Annotated in this window: 18 protein-coding genes and 1 other RNA gene; 12 read left to right on the top strand and 7 right to left on the bottom strand. The window is 54.8% G+C overall.

Translation table 11 applies throughout. The annotated features are described in order from the left end of the window. Positions 1-5 precede the first annotated feature (5 nt). Positions 6-869, bottom strand: coding sequence for an acyl-CoA thioesterase II (gene tesB, locus Q1L34_RS20465; RefSeq protein ID WP_004858746.1), 864 nt, complete (start codon positions 867-869; stop codon positions 6-8). 219 nt (positions 870-1088) lie between these two features. Between tesB and Q1L34_RS20460 the strand changes: the two genes are divergently transcribed. Beyond that, positions 1089-1601 carry a YbaY family lipoprotein gene (locus tag Q1L34_RS20460; RefSeq protein WP_004858747.1) on the top strand — a complete coding sequence of 171 codons (513 nt, stop codon included), beginning with the start codon at positions 1089-1091 and terminating at the stop codon, positions 1599-1601. Positions 1602-1638: 37 nt separating this feature from the next. On the opposite strand, the gene Q1L34_RS20455 is transcribed toward Q1L34_RS20460, so the two are convergent. Then, positions 1639-1950 (bottom strand): MGMT family protein, encoded by a 312-nt coding sequence (locus Q1L34_RS20455; RefSeq protein ID WP_004858749.1) that lies wholly within the window; start codon positions 1948-1950, stop codon positions 1639-1641. Positions 1951-2432: 482 nt separating this feature from the next. Between Q1L34_RS20455 and ffs the strand changes: the two genes are divergently transcribed. The 3 genes from ffs (at position 2433) to Q1L34_RS20440 (ending at position 3393) form a co-directional block, all read left to right on the top strand. Next, an RNA gene (gene ffs / locus Q1L34_RS20450) (signal recognition particle sRNA small type) lies at positions 2433-2529 on the top strand. Positions 2530-2923: 394 nt separating this feature from the next. Further along, positions 2924-3181 carry a hypothetical protein gene (locus Q1L34_RS20445; protein ID WP_015585023.1) on the top strand — a complete coding sequence of 86 codons (258 nt, stop codon included), beginning with the start codon at positions 2924-2926 and terminating at the stop codon, positions 3179-3181. Next, on the top strand, positions 3178-3393 hold the full coding sequence (locus tag Q1L34_RS20440; RefSeq protein ID WP_004858752.1) for a hypothetical protein: 216 nt from the start codon (positions 3178-3180) through the stop codon (positions 3391-3393). Before Q1L34_RS20445 ends, Q1L34_RS20440 begins: the two co-directional genes overlap by 4 nt. A 132-nt stretch (positions 3394-3525) precedes the next feature. Here Q1L34_RS20440 and yczR read toward each other — a convergent pair whose 3' ends face one another. Beyond that, positions 3526-4953: a MocR-like transcription factor YczR gene (gene yczR / locus Q1L34_RS20435; RefSeq protein WP_044351770.1), complete on the bottom strand. Its 1428-nt coding sequence runs from the start codon at positions 4951-4953 to the stop codon at positions 3526-3528. Positions 4954-5045: 92 nt separating this feature from the next. Between yczR and yczE the strand changes: the two genes are divergently transcribed. Further along, on the top strand, positions 5046-5660 hold the full coding sequence (gene yczE, locus Q1L34_RS20430; protein WP_004858761.1) for a membrane protein YczE: 615 nt from the start codon (positions 5046-5048) through the stop codon (positions 5658-5660). Between the two features lie 92 nt (positions 5661-5752). Further along, positions 5753-6106 (top strand): DUF1428 domain-containing protein, encoded by a 354-nt coding sequence (locus tag Q1L34_RS20425; RefSeq protein ID WP_004858763.1) that lies wholly within the window; start codon positions 5753-5755, stop codon positions 6104-6106. Positions 6107-6153: 47 nt separating this feature from the next. On the opposite strand, the gene Q1L34_RS20420 is transcribed toward Q1L34_RS20425, so the two are convergent. The 3 genes from Q1L34_RS20420 to Q1L34_RS20410 form a co-directional block, all read right to left on the bottom strand. After that, on the bottom strand, positions 6154-6699 hold the full coding sequence (locus tag Q1L34_RS20420; protein ID WP_015585021.1) for a flavin reductase family protein: 546 nt from the start codon (positions 6697-6699) through the stop codon (positions 6154-6156). Between the two features lie 15 nt (positions 6700-6714). Further along, positions 6715-8298, bottom strand: coding sequence for an EAL domain-containing protein (locus Q1L34_RS20415; RefSeq protein WP_064367774.1), 1584 nt, complete (start codon positions 8296-8298; stop codon positions 6715-6717). A gap of 261 nt (positions 8299-8559) precedes the next feature. Next, positions 8560-9669 (bottom strand): ABC transporter ATP-binding protein, encoded by a 1110-nt coding sequence (locus tag Q1L34_RS20410; protein WP_004858768.1) that lies wholly within the window; start codon positions 9667-9669, stop codon positions 8560-8562. Positions 9670-10023: 354 nt separating this feature from the next. Here Q1L34_RS20410 and Q1L34_RS20405 point away from each other — a divergent pair, with 354 nt between their 5' ends. From Q1L34_RS20405 to Q1L34_RS20380, 6 genes are all read left to right on the top strand, one after another. Then, positions 10024-11256: an extracellular solute-binding protein gene (locus Q1L34_RS20405; protein ID WP_015585019.1), complete on the top strand. Its 1233-nt coding sequence runs from the start codon at positions 10024-10026 to the stop codon at positions 11254-11256. 120 nt (positions 11257-11376) lie between these two features. Further along, positions 11377-12684 (top strand): carbohydrate ABC transporter permease, encoded by a 1308-nt coding sequence (locus Q1L34_RS20400; RefSeq protein WP_004858770.1) that lies wholly within the window; start codon positions 11377-11379, stop codon positions 12682-12684. Between the two features lie 10 nt (positions 12685-12694). Then, positions 12695-13546, top strand: coding sequence for a sugar ABC transporter permease (locus Q1L34_RS20395; protein WP_004858771.1), 852 nt, complete (start codon positions 12695-12697; stop codon positions 13544-13546). 4 nt (positions 13547-13550) lie between these two features. After that, positions 13551-14753, top strand: coding sequence for a glycoside hydrolase family 53 protein (locus Q1L34_RS20390; RefSeq protein ID WP_064357433.1), 1203 nt, complete (start codon positions 13551-13553; stop codon positions 14751-14753). A gap of 31 nt (positions 14754-14784) precedes the next feature. Next, positions 14785-16842: a beta-galactosidase gene (locus tag Q1L34_RS20385; protein WP_015585017.1), complete on the top strand. Its 2058-nt coding sequence runs from the start codon at positions 14785-14787 to the stop codon at positions 16840-16842. A gap of 69 nt (positions 16843-16911) precedes the next feature. Then, positions 16912-17226, top strand: coding sequence for a PTS sugar transporter subunit IIB (locus Q1L34_RS20380; protein WP_015585016.1), 315 nt, complete (start codon positions 16912-16914; stop codon positions 17224-17226). 139 nt (positions 17227-17365) lie between these two features. Here Q1L34_RS20380 and Q1L34_RS20375 read toward each other — a convergent pair whose 3' ends face one another. Continuing rightward, a complete protein-coding gene (locus Q1L34_RS20375) occupies positions 17366-18637 on the bottom strand; it encodes a maltoporin (protein WP_004858775.1) in 1272 nt (423 codons plus the stop codon). Positions 18638-18683: the final 46 nt, after the last annotated feature.

Genomic DNA, 18683 nt, shown 5'->3' with positions numbered 1-18683 from the left:
ACATCTTACGCGTTACGGTTACGCATGACCCCTTCCTGCACCGTTGATGCCACAAGCGTGCCATCCTGAGTATAAAACTCACCGCGAACGAAGCCCCGGGCGCTGGACGCAGAAGTGCTCTCAACGCTGTACAGCAGCCAGTCGTTAATGTTGAACGGGCGATGGAACCACATCGAGTGGTCGATCGTCGCTACCTGCATCCCCGGCTCCAGGAACCCGACGCCGTGCGGCTGGAGCGCCACCGGCAGGAAATTGAAATCGGAAGCGTAGCCCAGCAGATATTGATGGATACGAATATCCTCCGGCACCGCGCCGTTAGCGCGGATCCACACCTGACGGGTCGGCTCCGCAACGTGGCCCTTCAGCGGGTTGTGAAACTCAACCGGGCGGATTTCCAGCGGTTTGTCGCTGAGGAACTTATCTCTGGCCTGCGGCGGCAGCAGGTGCGCCAGCTTGCGCGCGATGTCGGTTTCGGAAGGCAGACCATCCGGCGCAGGGGCGGCCGGCATCGATTTCTGGTGCTCATAGCCGGGTTCTGGCGCCTGGAAAGAGGCGGTCATATAAAAAATGGGTTTCCCGTTTTGAATGGCCGCGACCCGACGGGCGCTGAAGCTGTTACCATCGCGCAGCACTTCGACGTCATAAATAATCGGTTTCTGGCTATCGCCAGGGCGCAGGAAATAGCTGTGGAATGAATGGATCAGACGCTCGGCAGGCACGGTTTCTTTCGCCGCGTACAGCGCCTGACCGACGACCTGGCCGCCAAAAACCTGACGTAAACCCAGATCTTCACTCTGCCCGCGGAATAACCCTTCTTCAATTTTTTCCAGATTCAATAATGCCAGCAGATTGGTTAGTGCCTGACTCATATTTACCCTCAATCAATGATAACTGCCTTGCGCAGCGCGTATTGAGGCCAAGTATAACCTGGAATCGCAAGTGGTCCGATGGGTGTAATAATCTGAATAAAGGGCCATTTGCAGGAAGAGAACTGAGATCTGTGCCACACTTATCCACGATGCCAATGTTACTGCTCGCCAGTCGGCAGGACATACTCCTGCAAGTAAAGGGATGAAAAGGAGAACATAATGAAATTTGCCTATATGTTAAGTGCTTTAGCCGTTGCAACCGCGTTGACCGCCTGCGCGAATAATCACGGCGCCACGACGGCCAATAACGCGGCTGCCCCCGATCCATATGGCATTGCGTCACTGACTTCTTCGCAGCAGCAGCCTAATGTATCAGGGACTATCTCGATCCGGCAGAGAGTCGCCCTACCGCCGGATGCGGTACTGACTGTCACCTTATCGGATGCGTCACTGGCCGATGCGCCGGCGCATGTCCTGGCGCAGAAAACGGTTCGTACCGAAGGTCAGCAGCCGCCGTATAACTTTGTCCTGCCTTACAACCCGGCGGATATTAAACCGAATGCCCGCATTTTGCTGAGCTCGGCCATTACGGTTAACGGTCAGATGATGTTTATCACCGATACCGTGCAGACGGTGGTGAATGGGGGAGGGAACCGGGCCGACCTGATTCTGGTGCCGGTACAGCAGACGGCCGTACCGGTCGCCAGCAGCGATGCTCCTGCCGCGCAGTAAGCCATCTATGCCCCTGTCGAGGGGCATTTTTTTACCTTCAGTAAATCCAGCGATAGTGCTGCAGATCGATATGGCCGCTGCCGGACACCTGGACACCTTCAGCCAGCAGCGCCTGGCGCTGGCGCTGCAGATCCGGGCCAGTAAGGGAAATGTCGCCGTGGCGGTTGACCACCCGGTGCCAGGGAAGCGTGGAGCCTTCAGGCAGGCGCTTGAGGACCCCGCCAACCTGGCGCGCCGCACGGGGTGAACCCGCCAGCCGTGCTATATCGCCATAGGTGGCGACGTAACCTTCCGGAATTGAGGCCACAATTTGCCAGACCCGCCGGGGAAAAGTGTCGTGAGAATCCATCGTGCGTCCTGTAAACCGGGAAAGGCTCAGAATAAGCGCTGACTGAGTGGCTGTACAGCGTGGGGCTGTACGGGGTTGACGATAGTGAAATCGAGCGCGAGGCCAGAAATCGACATCCCGTGCACGTTGCCGTGCGAACCGATGGCTATCAAGCTTTCGAAAAATTTCAGGTACCGGGAACGAGGATTGATAATCAGCGTGGCCCGCATAGAAGCGCGCTGCTGTGAGAGAATCGGGCAGACGAGGCGGCCGCGGGCTTCGAAGGGCCGTCTGCGTAAATCACTACGCCGCAGGACGCCGACCGTGGAATAGAGCACCGCAGCCGGGGCGACGTCGCGTTGCCGGTCTCGCCAGGGTTAGACAAGCTTTTCGCCCGTCGCTGCACAATAAACCAGCATCCGGTTGGGGTGAGCTTGCAATTCGTTGGTCCAGTAGGGATAATGCGGCTGCGCGTTGGATAACGACGCTCTCAATGGGGGCTCTGTTGGTTCTCCCGCAACGCTACTCTGTTTACCAGGTCAGATCCGGAAGGAAGCAGCCAGAGCAGACGACGTGTGTGCCGGGATGTAGCTGGCAGGGCCCCCACCCAATTCTGGGGATCCCTGTCTCTTTCCTTGTTTTTCCCATGCTCCAGCGTACAGCAAAAAGACCCGCTTTCGCACTCTGCATGTTGGACTGTTTTTCCCTGATTATTGTGCTCCCGAATCGTGCCAGCACGAGAAGTAGCGGAAAGTTTGCGGATCATCGTGCCTGCCAGTACCGCCTCTAAAAACCCCCTCGGTTTATGCTTTAAAAACATATGTCATAAATTTGAAATAATAATGAAATATTAATGTCATTTTCATGTCACAAATAACTGGCAGATTATCTCTGGGAATTTATTGCCCGATCGGCAGCTGAAAATATATGTCTGGATCAGTTTGTTAACTTCGTGTATTAATTATGATAAATTTATTGCACGGGAAGCATGACGATGACTACAGTAGTTTTGAACGTAAAAATTGATGCGGAGTTAAAAGAAAAGCTGCGTCATTATGCGGAAGTAAATAACGAGAATCTGGGTACTGCAACGGAGAAACTGCTGCTGCTGGCATTTCAAATAGCAGATTCAGCAGGTGAGGCGGGGGTTTCGGAAGAGGATATCGATAGCCAGCATACCGAAGAGGAAGCTTCTCCATTAACCCCTAAAGAAATCAAAGCATTAAGAAAAATTCTGAAGAAGAAAAAATGAAACAACAACTCTCTACAGCCAGCAACTATAGCGAAGCCTGCGACTTGTTACGTTCAGGGTATGTTAAGCATGTTCGCCTCAACTGGAATATCGGTAGTGATGAGTTCTTTCGCATTGCCTCCGACTGGTGTGATACCGGGGCGAAAATAAAAAAAGATGAAGATGGTTTTATTATCTCGTTAAAAAGCTTTCCTATCCCACGCCAGCATTAATGAAATTTATTCATTGATGTCATCGGGCTGACATATAGCAATGACATCATGAAGTGCAATTTATAAAAAACATCTCATATGCGTCATGGATGATGACTTTTGACGGGCTGAACCCAGCCCGTCGATATTTTATTATATTATTTTACGCATTCGCGTATTTTCACTCTGTTGCGTCAGACCCGCCCACACTGGCTGCAGGGTTGTAAACGCATTGCGCAACTCCTCATCGTCGAGGGTGAAAGGTAAACGCAAGTAGCGGTCAAAGGCGCCAGCCAGACCGAAGCGTGTCCCGGTACCAATATGAATCCCAAGACTCTCCGCTCTTGCTGAGAAGATCGTCGCCAGCATGCCCGGTAATTCTACCCAAAACGACAGTCCGCCTTCAGGCGATGTGAAGCGCCAGCGGGGAAAGTATTCCGTCATGAGCGCGCCACACATATCGCGGCGCGCGGCCAACATTGCTCGACGCGCCGGGAGCCAGGTGCGATCGTTTTCGAGCAGCCAGCTGCAGGCCAGCTGTTCAAGCAGCGGGGTGCCCAGGTCGAGTGAATCCCGGGCCTGAACTAACGAGGCAATGGTACGTGAGGAGGCGCGGATCCAGCCGATACGCAATCCCCCCCAGAAACTTTTTCCGGCCGAGCCAATCGTGATCACCGGCGCCTCGGGATTGAAGGTCGCCAGCGGCGGCGGCGGCGGAGCGTTGTACCATAAGTCCACCATTGTCTCATCGACCACCAGCGTCGTACGCGTTTGTGCCGCCATATCGGCCACCCGCTGACGGGTGGCGCTATCCATACAGCGACCGGTCGGGTTATGAAAATCAGGCATCAGCCATGCCAGCCGCGGCGCGGTTTGCGCAATGGTTGCCGCCAGTCCGTCGCAGTCCCAGCCGTGCTGCGGCAGGGCGACGCCGACCGGCCGGCAGGAGGCGCCCTGAATGGCGCTGATCGCCATGGGATAGGATGGCGCATCAATCACCACCCGGTCGCCTGGTCCGGTTAGCAGGCGAAGCACCAGCGAAAATGCGCTCAGTGCGCCGTTCACAATCATCACTTCCTCGCTGCGGGTTGGAAGACCTCGTTCGCAGTAGCGGCGGGCTATCGCCTCCCGCAATACCGGCAGACCGTGCTGATCGTAACCGGTATTGGACAGATGCTGCGGCAGCATTGTCAGGGCCTGATGATAGGCCTGGTGAATCTCAGGTCCGGCGCTCAGAGCGGCGGTGGCCAGATTGACCGATGAGGGACGGAAGTCCACTTTTGTCACCGTGTCCGCTCGTTCCGGCAGCGCGATACGCGAACCGCTTCCCTGACGACTGTAAAGATATCCCTCTTCACGCAGCTGGCCGAGCGCGCTGGCGATAGTGGTGCGGCTGACGTTCAGGGCCGCGGCCAGCTCCCGTTCGCCCGGGAGGCGCGTCTCCAGCGTCAGGCGACCATCGAGAATCAGCAGACGCAGGGCGTCCGCCAGCTGGCGCCAGAGCGGCGTTCGGGTCGAAGACTCTTGCCAGTGGCCCAGCAGGCGTACCAGCGATTGCGTACCGAAGCGACGAGAAACCATAGCGATCCACTTTTAAAAAACTGGCCATTAATTATCAATCCATTTTTGCTGATGATGGCGAGGTCCGCAATCATCCAGAGGTAAAATAAAAAATGTTACGTCGATTAGTGCAGCTCTATATCGGTCTTGTTCTGTACGGCGTGTCGACCGCGTTGTTTGTTCATGCCAATCTGGGTGCCGATCCGTGGGATGTTTTTCATCTTGGCGTGGGTAAGCAGTTTGGCCTCGATTTTGGCACGGTGATTATTCTGACCGGGGCTGCGGTACTGCTGTTGTGGATCCCGCTGCGTCAAATGCCGGGTCTGGGAACGGTCAGCAATGTGATCGTGCTGGGGCTGGCGGCAAACGCCACGCTGGCCGTTCTGCCGCCGATGGAGTCGCTGGTGTTGCGCGGTCTGATGCTGATCGGCGCTATCGTGCTGAATGCTCTGGCCACGGGGATGTATATTGGCGCCGGTTTTGGCCCCGGACCGCGTGACGGGCTGATGACCGGTTTGCATGCCCGTACTGGATGGTCTTTGCGGGGGATCCGCACCGTCATTGAGCTATCGGTCCTGGCGATCGGCTGGGCGCTGGGCGGTACCGTTGGCGTCGGCACCGTGCTTTATGCGCTGACGATTGGGCCGCTCATCCAGCTGTGTTTACCCTGGTTTCGCCAGCCGACGGTGCGCAAAGCGGTCAACGCTACCGGTGAGGTCGTCTCCTGATTTTATCCCGTGACCAGGGATGAGGGCTAAACTTAGCCTTACAGATGCGGCCGGGTTCGCCGGTCGCGCTGTTCACTTCGGAGATCATACTCATGAAGTACGTTGATGGTTTTGTCGTTGCCGTGCCCGCGAAAAATAAGGAGGCCTATCGCGAGCTGGCAGCAAAGGCCGCGCCGCTGTTTAAAGAGTTTGGTGCGCTACGGGTGGTGGAGTGCTGGGCGGACGATGTGCCGGACGGTAAGCTCACCGATTTTCGCATGGCGGTGAAAGCCGAGAGCGACGAAGAGGTCGTGTTCAGCTGGATAGAATATCCGTCAAAAGAGGTGCGCGACGCGGCGAATGCCACCATGATGGCCGACCCAAGGATGAAAGCGTTCGGCGATAGCATGCCGTTTGATGGTAAACGAATGATTTTCGGCGGCTTCCTGCCATTACTGGATGAATAATCTGTCCTGCCGTCCCTTTCCTGTGCAAGGGGACGGCAGGGGCGGGGTCAGGATACTTTGGTAAACAGATGGCGATAATCGCGCACCTCGCCGTCGGTACGAAACAGACCGCCGCCGCTATAGTGCAGGGTCTGCGGCCACCTGGGCTGCGGTTTTACGCGTGCCGCCACCACTTCAAAAATAAAGAAGTTATAGCTGTCCACCAGCGCATCGTCGAAGAGCCGGCATTCAAAGCTGGCGTGGCATTCGGCAATGGACGGCGCGGAGACCTGTTCACTGGCTTCCGCGGTGAGCCGGAAGGCGGCAAACTTGTCCACCGCGTCACCGTCACAGTTCCCGATTCTGGCGACCGTCTCCGCCATTGCGGCATCTGGCAGGTTGATAACGCACTCCCCGCTGCGGCGAATCATGTCGAAACTGATATTGCCGGCGGAAATCATGCAACCTACCAGCGAGGGGGAAAACTCCAGCACCGTATACCAGCCAAGGGTCATGATATTATTTCGATCCTGCCAGCGGCTGCTGATTAAGACGACGGCACCGGGTTCCAGCCAGTGGCGCACATCGTGTAAAGGCCAGGGATATTTTTGCATCTGGGACGTCTCCCTTCATGGATTTACCTTAAGCGTAGCGCAATGCGCTTTAAGGTTATTTTCCGCCCACAGAATAAACTGCTCTTTCGGCAAGGCCGGGCTGTATAGCCAGCCCTGGGCGTAGAGCACATCGTGCTGACACAGCCAGTCGCGCTGTTCTGCTGTTTCGACGCCTTCGGCAATGGTGGCCAGATGGAGCGCTTTTGCCATTTTGATGATATGCGGCGTCAGCGGCTTATATTCGAGGGTATCGACGAAGGATTTGTCAATTTTCAGGATATCGACATCCAGTTTTTGCAGGTAGCTGAGGCTGGAATAGCCGGTCCCGAAATCATCGATTGAAATACTGTGCCCCACCTGACGATAGCGGGCGATCACCGGCAGAGTGGTCTCGGGATCGACGAAACCGCGCTCCGTCAGCTCAAGCGTAATTTGCGCCGGCGCGATCTCCCACTGCCGCAACAGATCGGCCAGAAGGGCTGGCAGGGTAGGCGAGCGCAGATCGTCGACCGACAGATTAATCGAAATGTGGAGTTCCGGATGCATGTGCAGCCACCGGCCGAGTTCGGCGAAAATTTTCCGCACAATATCTTCGGTTAAATGGGTAATGAGCCCGGTCTCTTCGGCAAGCGGAATAAAAATATCCGGCGATAAAAAGCTGCCGTCGGGCTGCTGCCAGCGCGCCAGGGCCTCGGCGCCGACGATTTTGCCATCTTTCAGCGAGACGATGGGCTGGTAATGGACCCGAATCGCGTCGGAGTGCAGCGCATCCAGCATCCCATAGCGCGGCGAGCGTAAGGTGCGGCGCAGTCGCAGTAGCAAAAATGAGGTCAGCAGACTGATAAACAGGCCGAGGGGAAGCCACAGCACCAGCTGATGGCGGAATTTTTCCTGCAGCGGTAGCGTGGATGACCAGGTGGCGATAGCCAGCCCCAGTTCAGGAATACGATGGAGGCGATAAACCGTGTTATCGACGGTGAGCGTCTGGCCATCCAGGTGCTTGATTTGCTCCCAGACCACCGGGTCGAGAGGTTCGCTGCTGGTAATGACCTGCTTTTCTTTCATGCCAAACAGAATGGCGTGAATATTTTCATGGCCGGGCGAGATGATATCGATAAATGAGGCGGGATCGATCATCACGACATGATTCTGACTGCCTAACGCCGTCATTTTGTGCTTCAGACCGAGATCGTTGACCGTAGTGAGCCAGGCCCGATAGCCGTCGGTGGTGAGGTGGTCGGGGGCTGGAAAGGAGACCGGGGTACTGCGATCTTCAAGAGAAGAACATTGCGGTACCGAACCTTTGAGCCACAGTACCTCCTGCACATAGCGATGGGTATAGGCGATTCGGCGCATCGCGAGCAGATGCTGTGGGCTGCAGGCGGCAGCGCTGTGGGCATCGGCTTCCTGCAGCGCTTCTCTTGCCTGGCTCGCCACCTGCTGAATGCGCATCAGCACGCGGGAAGAGTAGTTATCCAGTTCGGAATAAAACAGTATTGTTGCCTGGCTGGTCGCCAGCCAGATGCTTAAGGCAATCGGTACAATAACGGCGAGTATCAATACCCCGGTCACCAGACTCACCAGATTCCTGGTCGTCATGCGCATGTCCTTATGTTATTGGGGTTTTGATGAGTATATCCGATAGCGGAGAAAGGTCGCAGACGAGCGACAATTATTATTGGATTTAAAAAATGCCCGAATCACGACATGGCGCGGATATCGGGCTAACAGTGGATGATCCGCAGCGGTCGAGGCAATGAGCGGTGCGAATTAAAACGAGGGCTGGAGCTGGATGCCGATAGCTTGCGTTATCAGCATCCGGGTTCAGTTTACCGCGTAATCATGACAGCCAGATGTTTTTTAATGAGCATCCGGCGCAGTAATATCGGCGCTGATCCGCAGATCGTTTTCATCGAAAACCATACAGAAGCGGTCGTCGAAGGCGACGTCGATTTTCTGCCACGGGCGGAAGTGAACATCGCCGGGCAGCAGAATTTTTACGTTGTCATGTCCATAGCACTGGCCGAACAGGTAGGTGTTGTTCCCCAGGCGTTCAACCACTTCACATTGAAACTCCACGACCGTGCCGCTGCGAACGTCGGTCGACAGGTGTTCCGGGCGAATCCCCAGCGTCACCGCATCACCGGGTTGCAGCGGCGAGGTGGTGATATTCAGCGTCAGGCTATGATGCTGCGCCATCTGTACGGTGAGCTGCCCCGGCTGCCAGGCACTGACCGTGGCGGGCAGGAAGTTCATTTTCGGTGAGCCGATAAAACCGGCGACGAACCGGTTGACCGGGTTGTAGTACAGCGCCATCGGCGACCCCATCTGCTCGACTTTCCCGTAGTTCATCACCACGATTTTATCGGCCAGGGTCATCGCTTCCACCTGATCGTGGGTGACATACACCATCGTGGTTTTTAGCTCATGGTGCAGTTTGGCGATGTGCAGACGCATCTCGACGCGCAGCTCCGCATCCAGGTTCGAGAGCGGTTCATCAAACATAAACACCCGCGGGTTACGTACGATGGCGCGGCCGATTGCCACACGCTGGCGCTGGCCGCCGGAGAGCTGTTTCGGTTTGCGGTCCAGCAGATGGGTCAGCTGTAGCGTTTTAGCCACCATTTCGACCTGACGACGAATCTCGTCCTTTGGCACTTTATTGACTTTCAGGCCATAGCCCATATTTTCCGCCACCGTCATGTGCGGATAGAGCGCATAGGACTGGAAAACCATGGCCACCCCGCGGTGGGCGGGCACCACATCATTCATCACCTCATCACCGATCAGCACCTCGCCATCGCTGACCTCCTCAAGTCCGGCGATCATCCGCAGCAGGGTCGATTTCCCGCAGCCGGATGGCCCGACAAAGACCGCAAATTCACCGTCTTCGATATCAAGATTGACCTGGTGCAGCGTCACGGTAGTACCAAACCGTTTGGTGACATTCCTCAGTCGTATATTGGACATCAACATTCCCCGGGGTTAGTAATCGTTATTTGCCGTTGGGATTAGGGTTGCAGTGGTTTTTTGTATTACGTGTAACAACCAGGCTGAACAATGCTCAACAGCGCTGAAATCATGGGATGACTATAACTTCCAGTATTTTTGAGCCCTACATCGATGTTTCATTTCTGCAATCACGATCACACAACTGGTAGTCTGGTGTAGTTTTATACGCCTTCAAAGCGTAGCGTATAACAAATCAGGAATATCTGGATTTAGCGTTGTAAGTCGCCATTTATCAGTTGATTCAAACACAGCGATAAATGAATTCATCAAATAAAAACCAATAAATTGTTATACCTTCACATGAGGTTGATAATGAAAAAGAACATCCTTGCTGCACTTATCCTCACAACTCTGGCTGCCGGGCAGCTTGTCAGCCTGCAGGCGCACGCCGCCGGTCAGCTGAACGTCTGGGAAGACATCAAGAAATCCGACGGGATTAAAGCCGCGATCGGCGATTTTGAAAAACAGTACGACGTTAAGGTCAACGTGCAGGAGATGCCCTATGCACAGCAGCTGGAAAAGCTGCGCCTTGATGGTCCGGCCGGGATTGGCCCGGATGTGCTGGTGATCCCGAATGACCAGCTCGGGGGGGCGGTTGTGCAGGGGCTGCTGTCGCCGCTGACGCTGGATCAGGCGAAGCAGGAGGTATTCACCCCGGCGTCAATTAATGCCTTCCGGCTGGATAACGTGCTGTATGGCGTGCCGAAAGCGGTGGAAACCCTGGTGCTGATTTACAACAAAGAGCTGATCGACAAACCGCTGGATAGCCTGCAGGCGTGGTTTGACTATTCGAAAGCGCAGCGGGCGCAGAACAAATATGGCCTGCTGGCCAAGTTCGATCAGATCTATTACAGCTGGGGGGCGATTGGCCCGATGGGCGGCTATATCTTCGGCAAAAACGAGAAGGGCGGTTTTAATCCGCAGGACGTCGGTTTGAATAAACCCGGCGCGGTCGAAGCCGTTACCTTCCTGAAAAAATTCTATAGCGACAAGGTCTTCCCGGCGGGGATCCTCGGAGATAACGGGCTGAATGCTATCGATTCGTTATTCACGGAGAAGAAAGCGGCGGCGGTGATCAACGGTCCATGGGCGTTCCAGCCGTACGAAGCGGCGGGGATTAACTACGGCGTTGCGCCGCTGCCGATGCTGCCAGACGGCAAACCGATGAGCTCGTTCCTTGGCGTAAAAGGGTACGTGGTGTCGACCTGGAGCAAAGACAAAGCGCTGGCACAGCAGTTTATTGAGTTTATCAACCAGCCTCAGTACGTGAAGGCGCGCTATGTGGCAACCGGCGAGATCCCGGCGCTGAAAGCAATGATTGACGATCCGCTTATCAAGAATGACGAGAAAGCCAGCGCGGTGGCGGTGCAATCTGCTCGCGCCACGGCGATGCCGGGTATCCCGGAAATGGGCGAAGTGTGGGGGCCGGCGAACGCGGCGCTGGAGCTCAGCCTGACCGGCAAACAGCCGCCGCAGGCGGCGCTCGATAATGCCGAGAAACAGATCAAGATGCAGATCGAGGCTATGCAGGCCAGCAACCAGTAATCGTGATGTCCGTCATTTTAAGGTGACAGGCGCGTTGGCCGCTGACCTGTTACCCGGATTATCAGGGCATAGATGTAAAGAAGCGGGAGGAGGACCTCCCGTTTTCAGAAGGAGTGGTGTGTGATTATCAATCCCAGCGAAAATATTGCCGAGTCGCGCGGCGCAGGACGTCATGCGTGGTGCGGCCTGCTGCTGGCTGTCGTGCCGGGTTTTGGCCAGTTTTATCATCGCCAGTGGCTGAAGGGGCTTGTCTTCCTGGTCCTGCTGAGCAGTTTCATGGGGGTTTTTTATGACTTCCTGCAGGAAGGCCTGTGGGGGCTCTACACCCTGGGCGAGGAAGTCCCGAGGGATAACTCCATTTTCCTGTTGGCGGAAGGGATCATCAGCGTGCTGATCGTCGCTTTTGGCCTGCTCATTTACTCTCTTTCGTTGCGCGACGCCTGGGTTAACGGCAGAAAGCGCGATGAAGGCGTGGCGCTGAACAGCGTGCGCAAACAGTATCAGATGCTGTTGAACCAGGGGTTTCCCTATCTGATGATCAGCCCCGGCTTTATTTTGCTGGTGTTCGTTGTCATCTTCCCGATTCTTTTTGGCTTTGCCATCGCGTTCACTAACTACAACCTCTACCACACGCCGCCGGCGAAGCTGGTGGATTGGGTGGGTTTTAAAAACTTTATCAATATTTTCACGCTCTCTATCTGGCGCTCGACCTTCTTTGACGTGCTGCAGTGGACGGTGGTGTGGACGCTGCTGGCAACGACTCTGCAATGCACCGTCGGTGTGCTGCTGGCAATCCTCGTGAACCAGAAAGATCTGCGCTTTAAACCGATGATTCGCACTATTTTTATCCTGCCGTGGGCGGTTCCGGGGTTTGTCACGATCCTGGTGTTTGCGGGGATGTTTAACGACTCGTTTGGGGTGATCAACAACGCGATTCTGTCGTTCTTTGGCATTGGCCCGAAGGCGTGGCTGACCGATCCGTTCTGGACGAAGACCGCGCTGATCATGATGCAAACCTGGCTGGGTTTTCCGTTTGTCTTTGCCATGACCACCGGCGTGCTGCAGGCGATTCCTGACGATCTTTATGAAGCTGCGACCATGGACGGCGCCAGCGCCTTTACCCGCCTGCGGACCATTACGTTACCGCTGGTGCTGTACTCGATCGCGCCGATCATTATCACCCAGTACACCTTCAACTTTAACAACTTCAACATCATTTACCTGTTCAACAACGGCGGTCCAGCGGTCGCCGGTTCGAACGCCGGCGGGACGGACATTCTGGTGTCGTGGATCTACAAACTGACGATGTCGTCTTCGCAATATGCCATTGCGGCGACCATTACTATCCTGCTGTCGATATTTGTCGTCGGCCTGGCACTGTGGCAGTTCCGCGCCACAAAATCCTTCAAAAACGATGACATGGCGTAAGGGAAGCAACATGGCTAAATCACCCAGTATTAAACGCGAAAAGTGGATTCGCCTGTCACTCACCTGGCTGATTGTTATCCTGGTCTCGGTGGTGATTATCTATCCGCTGGTCTGGACCGTCGGCGCGTCGCTGAATGCCGGAAACAGCCTGCTCAGCACCTCGATTATTCCGGAGAACCTGTCATTCCAGCACTATGCCGACCTGTTCAACGGCAATGTGAACTACCTCACCTGGTACTGGAATTCGATGAAAATCAGCTTCATGACCATGGTGCTGACCTTAATCAGCGTCAGTTTTACCGCCTACGCCTTTTCCCGCTTTCGTTTTAAAGGGCGGCAGAATGGACTGATGTTGTTCCTGCTGCTGCAGATGATCCCGCAGTTTTCTGCGCTGATTGCGATCTTCGTGCTCTCGCAGTTGCTGGGACTGATCAACAGCCATCTGGCGCTGGTGCTGATCTACGTTGGCGGCATGATCCCGATGAATACCTGGCTGATGAAGGGCTATCTCGACGCGATCCCGAAAGATCTGGATGAGTCGGCAAGAATGGACGGTGCCAGCAGCTTCCGTATTTTCTTTGAGATCATTATGCCGCTGTCAAAACCGATTCTCGCGGTGGTGGCGCTGTTTTCATTCACCGGTCCGCTGGGCGATTTTATTTTGTCGAGCACCATCCTGCGTACGCCGGACAAATACACGCTGCCGATTGGCCTGTACAACCTGGTGGCGCAAAAAATGGGCGCCAGCTACACCACTTACGCAGCAGGAGCGGTGCTGATTGCCGTTCCGGTCGCGATTCTCTACCTGGCATTACAAAAATACTTTGTTTCCGGCCTGACCTCTGGCAGTACAAAAGGATAACCCCATGAAAAGATTAACACCCGCGTTGCTTGCTGTTTGTCTGGCATGCAGTTTTTCCCCCGCTGCACTGGCCGCCGAGGCGCTGCAAACGCGCGCATTTCGCGCGCTGCCTGCGGATTTTATTAAAGGCGCTGATATCTCTACGCTGCTGGATGCGGAAAAGCACGGGGCAAAGTTTTATAACCACAACAACCAGCAGCAGGATCCGATCGCCATTTTGAAGGCCGATGGCGTGAACTATGTCCGCCTGCGCCTGTGGGTAGACCCGAAAGATGCGCAGGGTCAGGGCTACGGCGGCGGTGATAACGATCTGGCGGCGACGCTGGTGCTGGCGAAGCGGGCAAAAGCGCAGGGTATGAAGCTGCTGCTGGATTTCCACTACAGCGATTTCTGGACCGACCCGGGTAAACAATTCAAACCGAAAGCCTGGGAAAAAATGGATTATCCGCAGCTGAAAACGACCATTCACGACTACACCCGTGACACCATCGCCCGCTTTAAACAGGAAGGCGTTCTGCCGGATATGGTGCAGATTGGCAATGAGATAAATGGCGGCATGCTGTGGCCGGAAGGCAAAAGCTGGGGGCAGGGCGGCGGTGAATTTGACCGTCTGGCTGGCCTGCTGAATGCGGCAATCGACGGCCTGAAAGAGAATCTGCAGAATGGCGAGCAGGTGAAAATCATGCTTCATCTGGCTGAAGGCACTAAGAACGATACCTTCCGCTGGTGGTTTGATGAAATCAGTAAGCGCAACGTACCGTACGACATCATCGGTCTGTCGATGTACACCTACTGGAACGGCCCGATTAGTGCGCTGAAAGCGAATATGGATGATATCAGCAGGCGCTATAACAAAGATGTGATCGTCGTGGAAGCCGCCTATGCCTATACCCTGGAAAATTGCGATAACGCGGAAAACAGTTTCCAGGCCAAAGAAGAAAAAGAGGGCGGTTATCCGGCCACGGTACAGGGACAATATAATTATATCCACGATTTAATGCAGGCCGTTGCCGATGTTCCCGACCAGCGCGGGAAAGGTATTTTTTATTGGGAACCGACCTGGATCGCCGTGCCGGGAAATACCTGGGCTACACCGGCGGGAATGAAATATATCCACGATGAATGGAAGCAGGGTAATGCCCGGGAAAATCAGGCGCTGTTTGATTGCCAGGGGAAAGTATTACCTTCAGCAAAAGTCTTTAATTAATCGTTAAGTTTTACACTTCAGGATGTTTATTATGAATAAATTTGCGCCTTTGAGTCCGAAGGTCAATGCGCTATTGCATGGCGCTGACTATAACCCGGAACAGTGGGAAAATTATCCCGGTATTATCGATCAAGATATTGCCATGATGCAGCAGGCTAAATGCAATGTCATGTCGGTGGGGATTTTCAGCTGGGCCAAACTTGAACCTCAGGAAGGCGTATTTGAATTTGGCTGGCTGGACAGCATTCTGGATAAGCTGTACGCCGCCGGTATTCACGTATTTCTGGCTACGCCAAGCGGCGCACGCCCGGCCTGGATGTCGCAGGCCTATCCGCAGGTGCTGCGAGTGGGGCGCGACCGGGTACCGGCGCTGCACGGCGGACGGCATAACCACTGTATGACGTCACCGGTTTATCGGGAGAAGATTTTTAAAATCAACAGCCTGCTCGCGGAACGCTACGCACAGCATCCGGCGGTTCTCGGCTGGCATATTTCCAATGAATATGGCGGAGATTGCCATTGTGAACGCTGTCAGGCGCGGTTCCGCGACTGGCTGAAAGCGCGTTATCAAACGCTGGATAATCTCAATCACGCCTGGTGGAGCACTTTCTGGAGCCATACCTACAGCGACTGGTCGCAGATTGAGTCGCCGGCACCGCAGGGGGAAGTGTCCATTCACGGGCTGAACCTTGACTGGCGTCGCTTTAACACGGCGCAGGTCACGGACTTCTGCCGCCATGAGATTGCCCCGCTGAAGGCGGCGAATGCCGACCTGCCGGTGACCACCAACTTCATGGAGTACTTCTACGATTACGACTACTGGCAGCTGGCGCAGGCGCTGGATTTCATCTCCTGGGATAGCTATCCGATGTGGCATCGCGACAAAGATGAAACCACGCTGGCCTGCTATACCGCGATGTACCATGACATGATGCGCAGTCTGAAGGGCGGCAAGCCGTTCGTGCTGATGGAATCAACGCCGAGCGCCACCAACTGGCAGCCGACCAGTAAGTTGAAAAAACCGGGGATGCATATTCTCTCCTCCATGCAGGCTGTCGCCCACGGGGCAGACTCAGTTCAGTATTTCCAGTGGCGTAAGAGCCGTGGCTCGGTGGAGAAATTCCACGGCGCGGTCATTGACCACGTTGGTCATCTGGATACCCGCGTCGGCCGCGAAGTCAGCCGGCTGGGTGATATGCTCAGTCGTCTGCCTGGCGTGGTGGGCTGTCGCACCGATGCGAAAGTGGCGATTATCTTTGACCAGCAAAACCGCTGGGCGCTGGATGATGCGCAGGGCCCGCGTAATCTCGGGATGGAGTATGAAAATACCGTTAATGAACACTACCGGCCATTCTGGGAGCAGGGTATTGCGGTCGATATCATCGATGCCGATGGCGACCTGAGCGCCTACCAGCTGGTTATCGCCCCGATGCTGTATATGGTTCGCGATGGGTTTGCCGCGCGCGCCGAAGCGTTTGTCGCCGACGGAGGCCATCTGGTGACCACTTACTGGACGGGGATCGTTAATGAATCCGATCTTTGCCACCTTGGTGGTTTCCCGGGACCGCTGCGCAACCTGCTGGGGATTTGGGCGGAGGAGATTGATTGCCTGAATGACGGCGAGCGCAACCTGGTTCAGGGGCTGGCAGGCAACGAAGGCGGGTTACAGGGGCCGTATCAGGTGCGCCATCTGTGCGAGCTGATTCATGCCGAAAGCGCCCGGCCGCTGGCAACCTATCGTGATGATTTCTACGCCGGCCGCCCGGCGGTGACCGTTAATCATTTCGGCAAGGGGAAGGCCTGGCATGTCGCCTCACGCAACGACCTGGCTTTCCAGCGCGATTTCTTCGCGGTTATCAGCCGGGAGCTGGCCTTACCGCGGGCGATCGAGAGTGAGCTTCCGCCGGGCGTGGTCGCCACGGCCCGCACCGATGGCGAAACGACCTATGTTTTCTTGCAGAACTACAGCGCTCAGCAGCACAGCGTAAGCCTGCCGCAGGGCTATCAGGACAGTCTCTCCGGTGCGGCCATTAGCGCGCCGTTGACCTTAACCGCATGGGACTGCCGTATTCTCAGTCGTAAAGCGTAATCACTGCGTTATCCGAGCCTGCTCCTGCGAGCAGGCTTTTTTTTACCTTGATATTATCAGGAGTGCATGATGGTAAGTTTAAAATCCTTTCTGCATTATTTCGCCCAGCCTCGCCAACCGGTGCCGTTAAGTGATGTTGAAAAGCAACAGCTACAGGATTTAATTCAGGCGTTTGGTGGGGAGGGAAATATTGTTAATGTCGACGCCTGTATTACGCGTTTACGGGTCACGGTGAATAATCTGGCTATTGTCGATTCTCAGGCGCTACAGCAGCAAGGGGCGCTGGGTGTAATTATTATCGGGCAACAGGTGCACGCTATTTTTGGCAAGCAGTCTGATACCTTACGTCAACTATTAGATGAGCATTTTACCAGCCGTAAATAAAATTCATAAATAAAAAGGGATAACTCAATATAGAGTTATCCCCAAAACAAGACAAAGAAAACAATGGCAATAATCATTACCGGAGGGTAATTACGACCTTACAGCTGGAGATAAAAAGCTTCAGATAACAAAAATACGTTTACCACCAGGCTTCGACCTGGACGCCGAAGTTCCACGTATTGCTGGCGGTTTGATCTTCAAACGGTTTACCATTCTCGGAATCATTGAGATAGGAGGCAAAAATACGTAATTCAGGGCGTGACATAAAGTCCGGGCCATCGGCCAGACCCAGCGCAATGGTGTATTTCTCGCCGGCTTGTTTGTAGTCGGTATTGTTCTTATAGCTGTCTTTCTGGTAGAAACCGCCGACTTCGCCAATCAGACGGACATACTCGGTGAACTGATACTGTCCGCGTGCGACCAGAGAGAGTAAACGCGTTTTATTGGTGTAATCGGTGATGTCGTCGGCGGAGCCCCAGGTCAGCACATGGTTAATCGAGAATTTGTCGGTAATCGGAATCAGACCGGTGTTGATCACGCGATAGCCGGTGGCATCGTTGACATAGTTCCACATGTCGTACCAACCGCCGCCCTGGGAGACCATGTTCTGCGCCAGCCCTTTATTTGCATACTGCAGAACCAGCTTGTTGTAGCCGCCCAGCATATCCTGGCTGATTTCGCCGGTCAGCATCACGCCGTTATCGGCATCGTACAGCCCGCCGTAGCTATCCTGTTTTTTGGTGGTGTTGGGCATCGCGTAATCGATACCAAATTCGGTCCAGGCGCCGGACCACGGTTTCCAGCCCGCATAGCGCAGATCGACATAGTTGATATTGACGTTACTGTCGCCGTCGACGCGGTAATCGACGTCGTTTGCATCACCGCGGATCCAGGCAAGTGAAACGGCGCCTGGGCCTAAGGTATAGTTTTCGATCCCGGCACCGGAACCGGAGATGTTCCAGTATTTGGTATCGATGATGTGCAGATCGTGGCGCTGATAGTAGCGCTTGCCGCCCCAAATGACCGCGTTAGGATCGCCGGGGATCAGGCCTTTAATTTGCAGGTTCAGCTGACGCAGGCCAAACTGCGCATCGTCATTGAGGGTGGTTTCGTTATCGTTAGAACCGTCAGAGACCATGCTGACCATGCTATCGAGATAGAAGCTGACGTCATCCTTCTTATACACCTCAGAACCCAACTCCAGCTCGCCATAGGTATCAGATTCGTTACCCAGACGACCAATTTTGTTTTTTTGCCATTCGGCCAGACTGCCATCCCCGGAGACCCCAACCCCGGCACGCATATAACCATGAAAATCAATTCCAGGAACAGAGGCGGAAGCCGCGAGCACGGATGGTGAAATCAGCGCGGCGGCCAACGCAACAGAGACTGTGCGCAGCGTAGTGTTCATGTCTATCCTCTTATTGTTTTGTATTACGTTCACATTAACGGTGTCA

The sequence above is a fragment of the Klebsiella ornithinolytica genome (assembly GCF_030505655.1).
GTDB classification, from domain to species: domain Bacteria; phylum Pseudomonadota; class Gammaproteobacteria; order Enterobacterales; family Enterobacteriaceae; genus Klebsiella; species Klebsiella ornithinolytica.
This window is presented reverse-complemented; position numbering and strand designations above follow the sequence as displayed.

What these genes read in the sequence shown, in the direction of transcription:
- Q1L34_RS20375 (WP_004858775.1), bottom strand. Translation starts at nt 18,637, where the DNA reads ATGAACACTACGCTGCGCACAGTCTCTGTTGCGTTGGCCGCCGCGCTG.
- Q1L34_RS20385 (WP_015585017.1), top strand. Translation starts at nt 14,785, where the DNA reads ATGAATAAATTTGCGCCTTTGAGTCCGAAGGTCAATGCGCTATTGCAT.
- Q1L34_RS20405 (WP_015585019.1), top strand. Translation starts at nt 10,024, where the DNA reads ATGAAAAAGAACATCCTTGCTGCACTTATCCTCACAACTCTGGCTGCC.
- Q1L34_RS20420 (WP_015585021.1), bottom strand. Translation starts at nt 6,699, where the DNA reads ATGCAAAAATATCCCTGGCCTTTACACGATGTGCGCCACTGGCTGGAA.
- Q1L34_RS20380 (WP_015585016.1), top strand. Translation starts at nt 16,912, where the DNA reads ATGGTAAGTTTAAAATCCTTTCTGCATTATTTCGCCCAGCCTCGCCAA.
- Q1L34_RS20440 (WP_004858752.1), top strand. Translation starts at nt 3,178, where the DNA reads ATGAAACAACAACTCTCTACAGCCAGCAACTATAGCGAAGCCTGCGAC.
- Q1L34_RS20425 (WP_004858763.1), top strand. Translation starts at nt 5,753, where the DNA reads ATGAAGTACGTTGATGGTTTTGTCGTTGCCGTGCCCGCGAAAAATAAG.
- yczE (WP_004858761.1), top strand. Translation starts at nt 5,046, where the DNA reads ATGTTACGTCGATTAGTGCAGCTCTATATCGGTCTTGTTCTGTACGGC.
- Q1L34_RS20445 (WP_015585023.1), top strand. Translation starts at nt 2,924, where the DNA reads ATGACTACAGTAGTTTTGAACGTAAAAATTGATGCGGAGTTAAAAGAA.
- yczR (WP_044351770.1), bottom strand. Translation starts at nt 4,953, where the DNA reads ATGGTTTCTCGTCGCTTCGGTACGCAATCGCTGGTACGCCTGCTGGGC.
- tesB (WP_004858746.1), bottom strand. Translation starts at nt 869, where the DNA reads ATGAGTCAGGCACTAACCAATCTGCTGGCATTATTGAATCTGGAAAAA.
- Q1L34_RS20460 (WP_004858747.1), top strand. Translation starts at nt 1,089, where the DNA reads ATGAAATTTGCCTATATGTTAAGTGCTTTAGCCGTTGCAACCGCGTTG.
- Q1L34_RS20390 (WP_064357433.1), top strand. Translation starts at nt 13,551, where the DNA reads ATGAAAAGATTAACACCCGCGTTGCTTGCTGTTTGTCTGGCATGCAGT.
- Q1L34_RS20415 (WP_064367774.1), bottom strand. Translation starts at nt 8,298, where the DNA reads ATGACGACCAGGAATCTGGTGAGTCTGGTGACCGGGGTATTGATACTC.
- Q1L34_RS20395 (WP_004858771.1), top strand. Translation starts at nt 12,695, where the DNA reads ATGGCTAAATCACCCAGTATTAAACGCGAAAAGTGGATTCGCCTGTCA.
- Q1L34_RS20455 (WP_004858749.1), bottom strand. Translation starts at nt 1,950, where the DNA reads ATGGATTCTCACGACACTTTTCCCCGGCGGGTCTGGCAAATTGTGGCC.
- Q1L34_RS20410 (WP_004858768.1), bottom strand. Translation starts at nt 9,669, where the DNA reads ATGTCCAATATACGACTGAGGAATGTCACCAAACGGTTTGGTACTACC.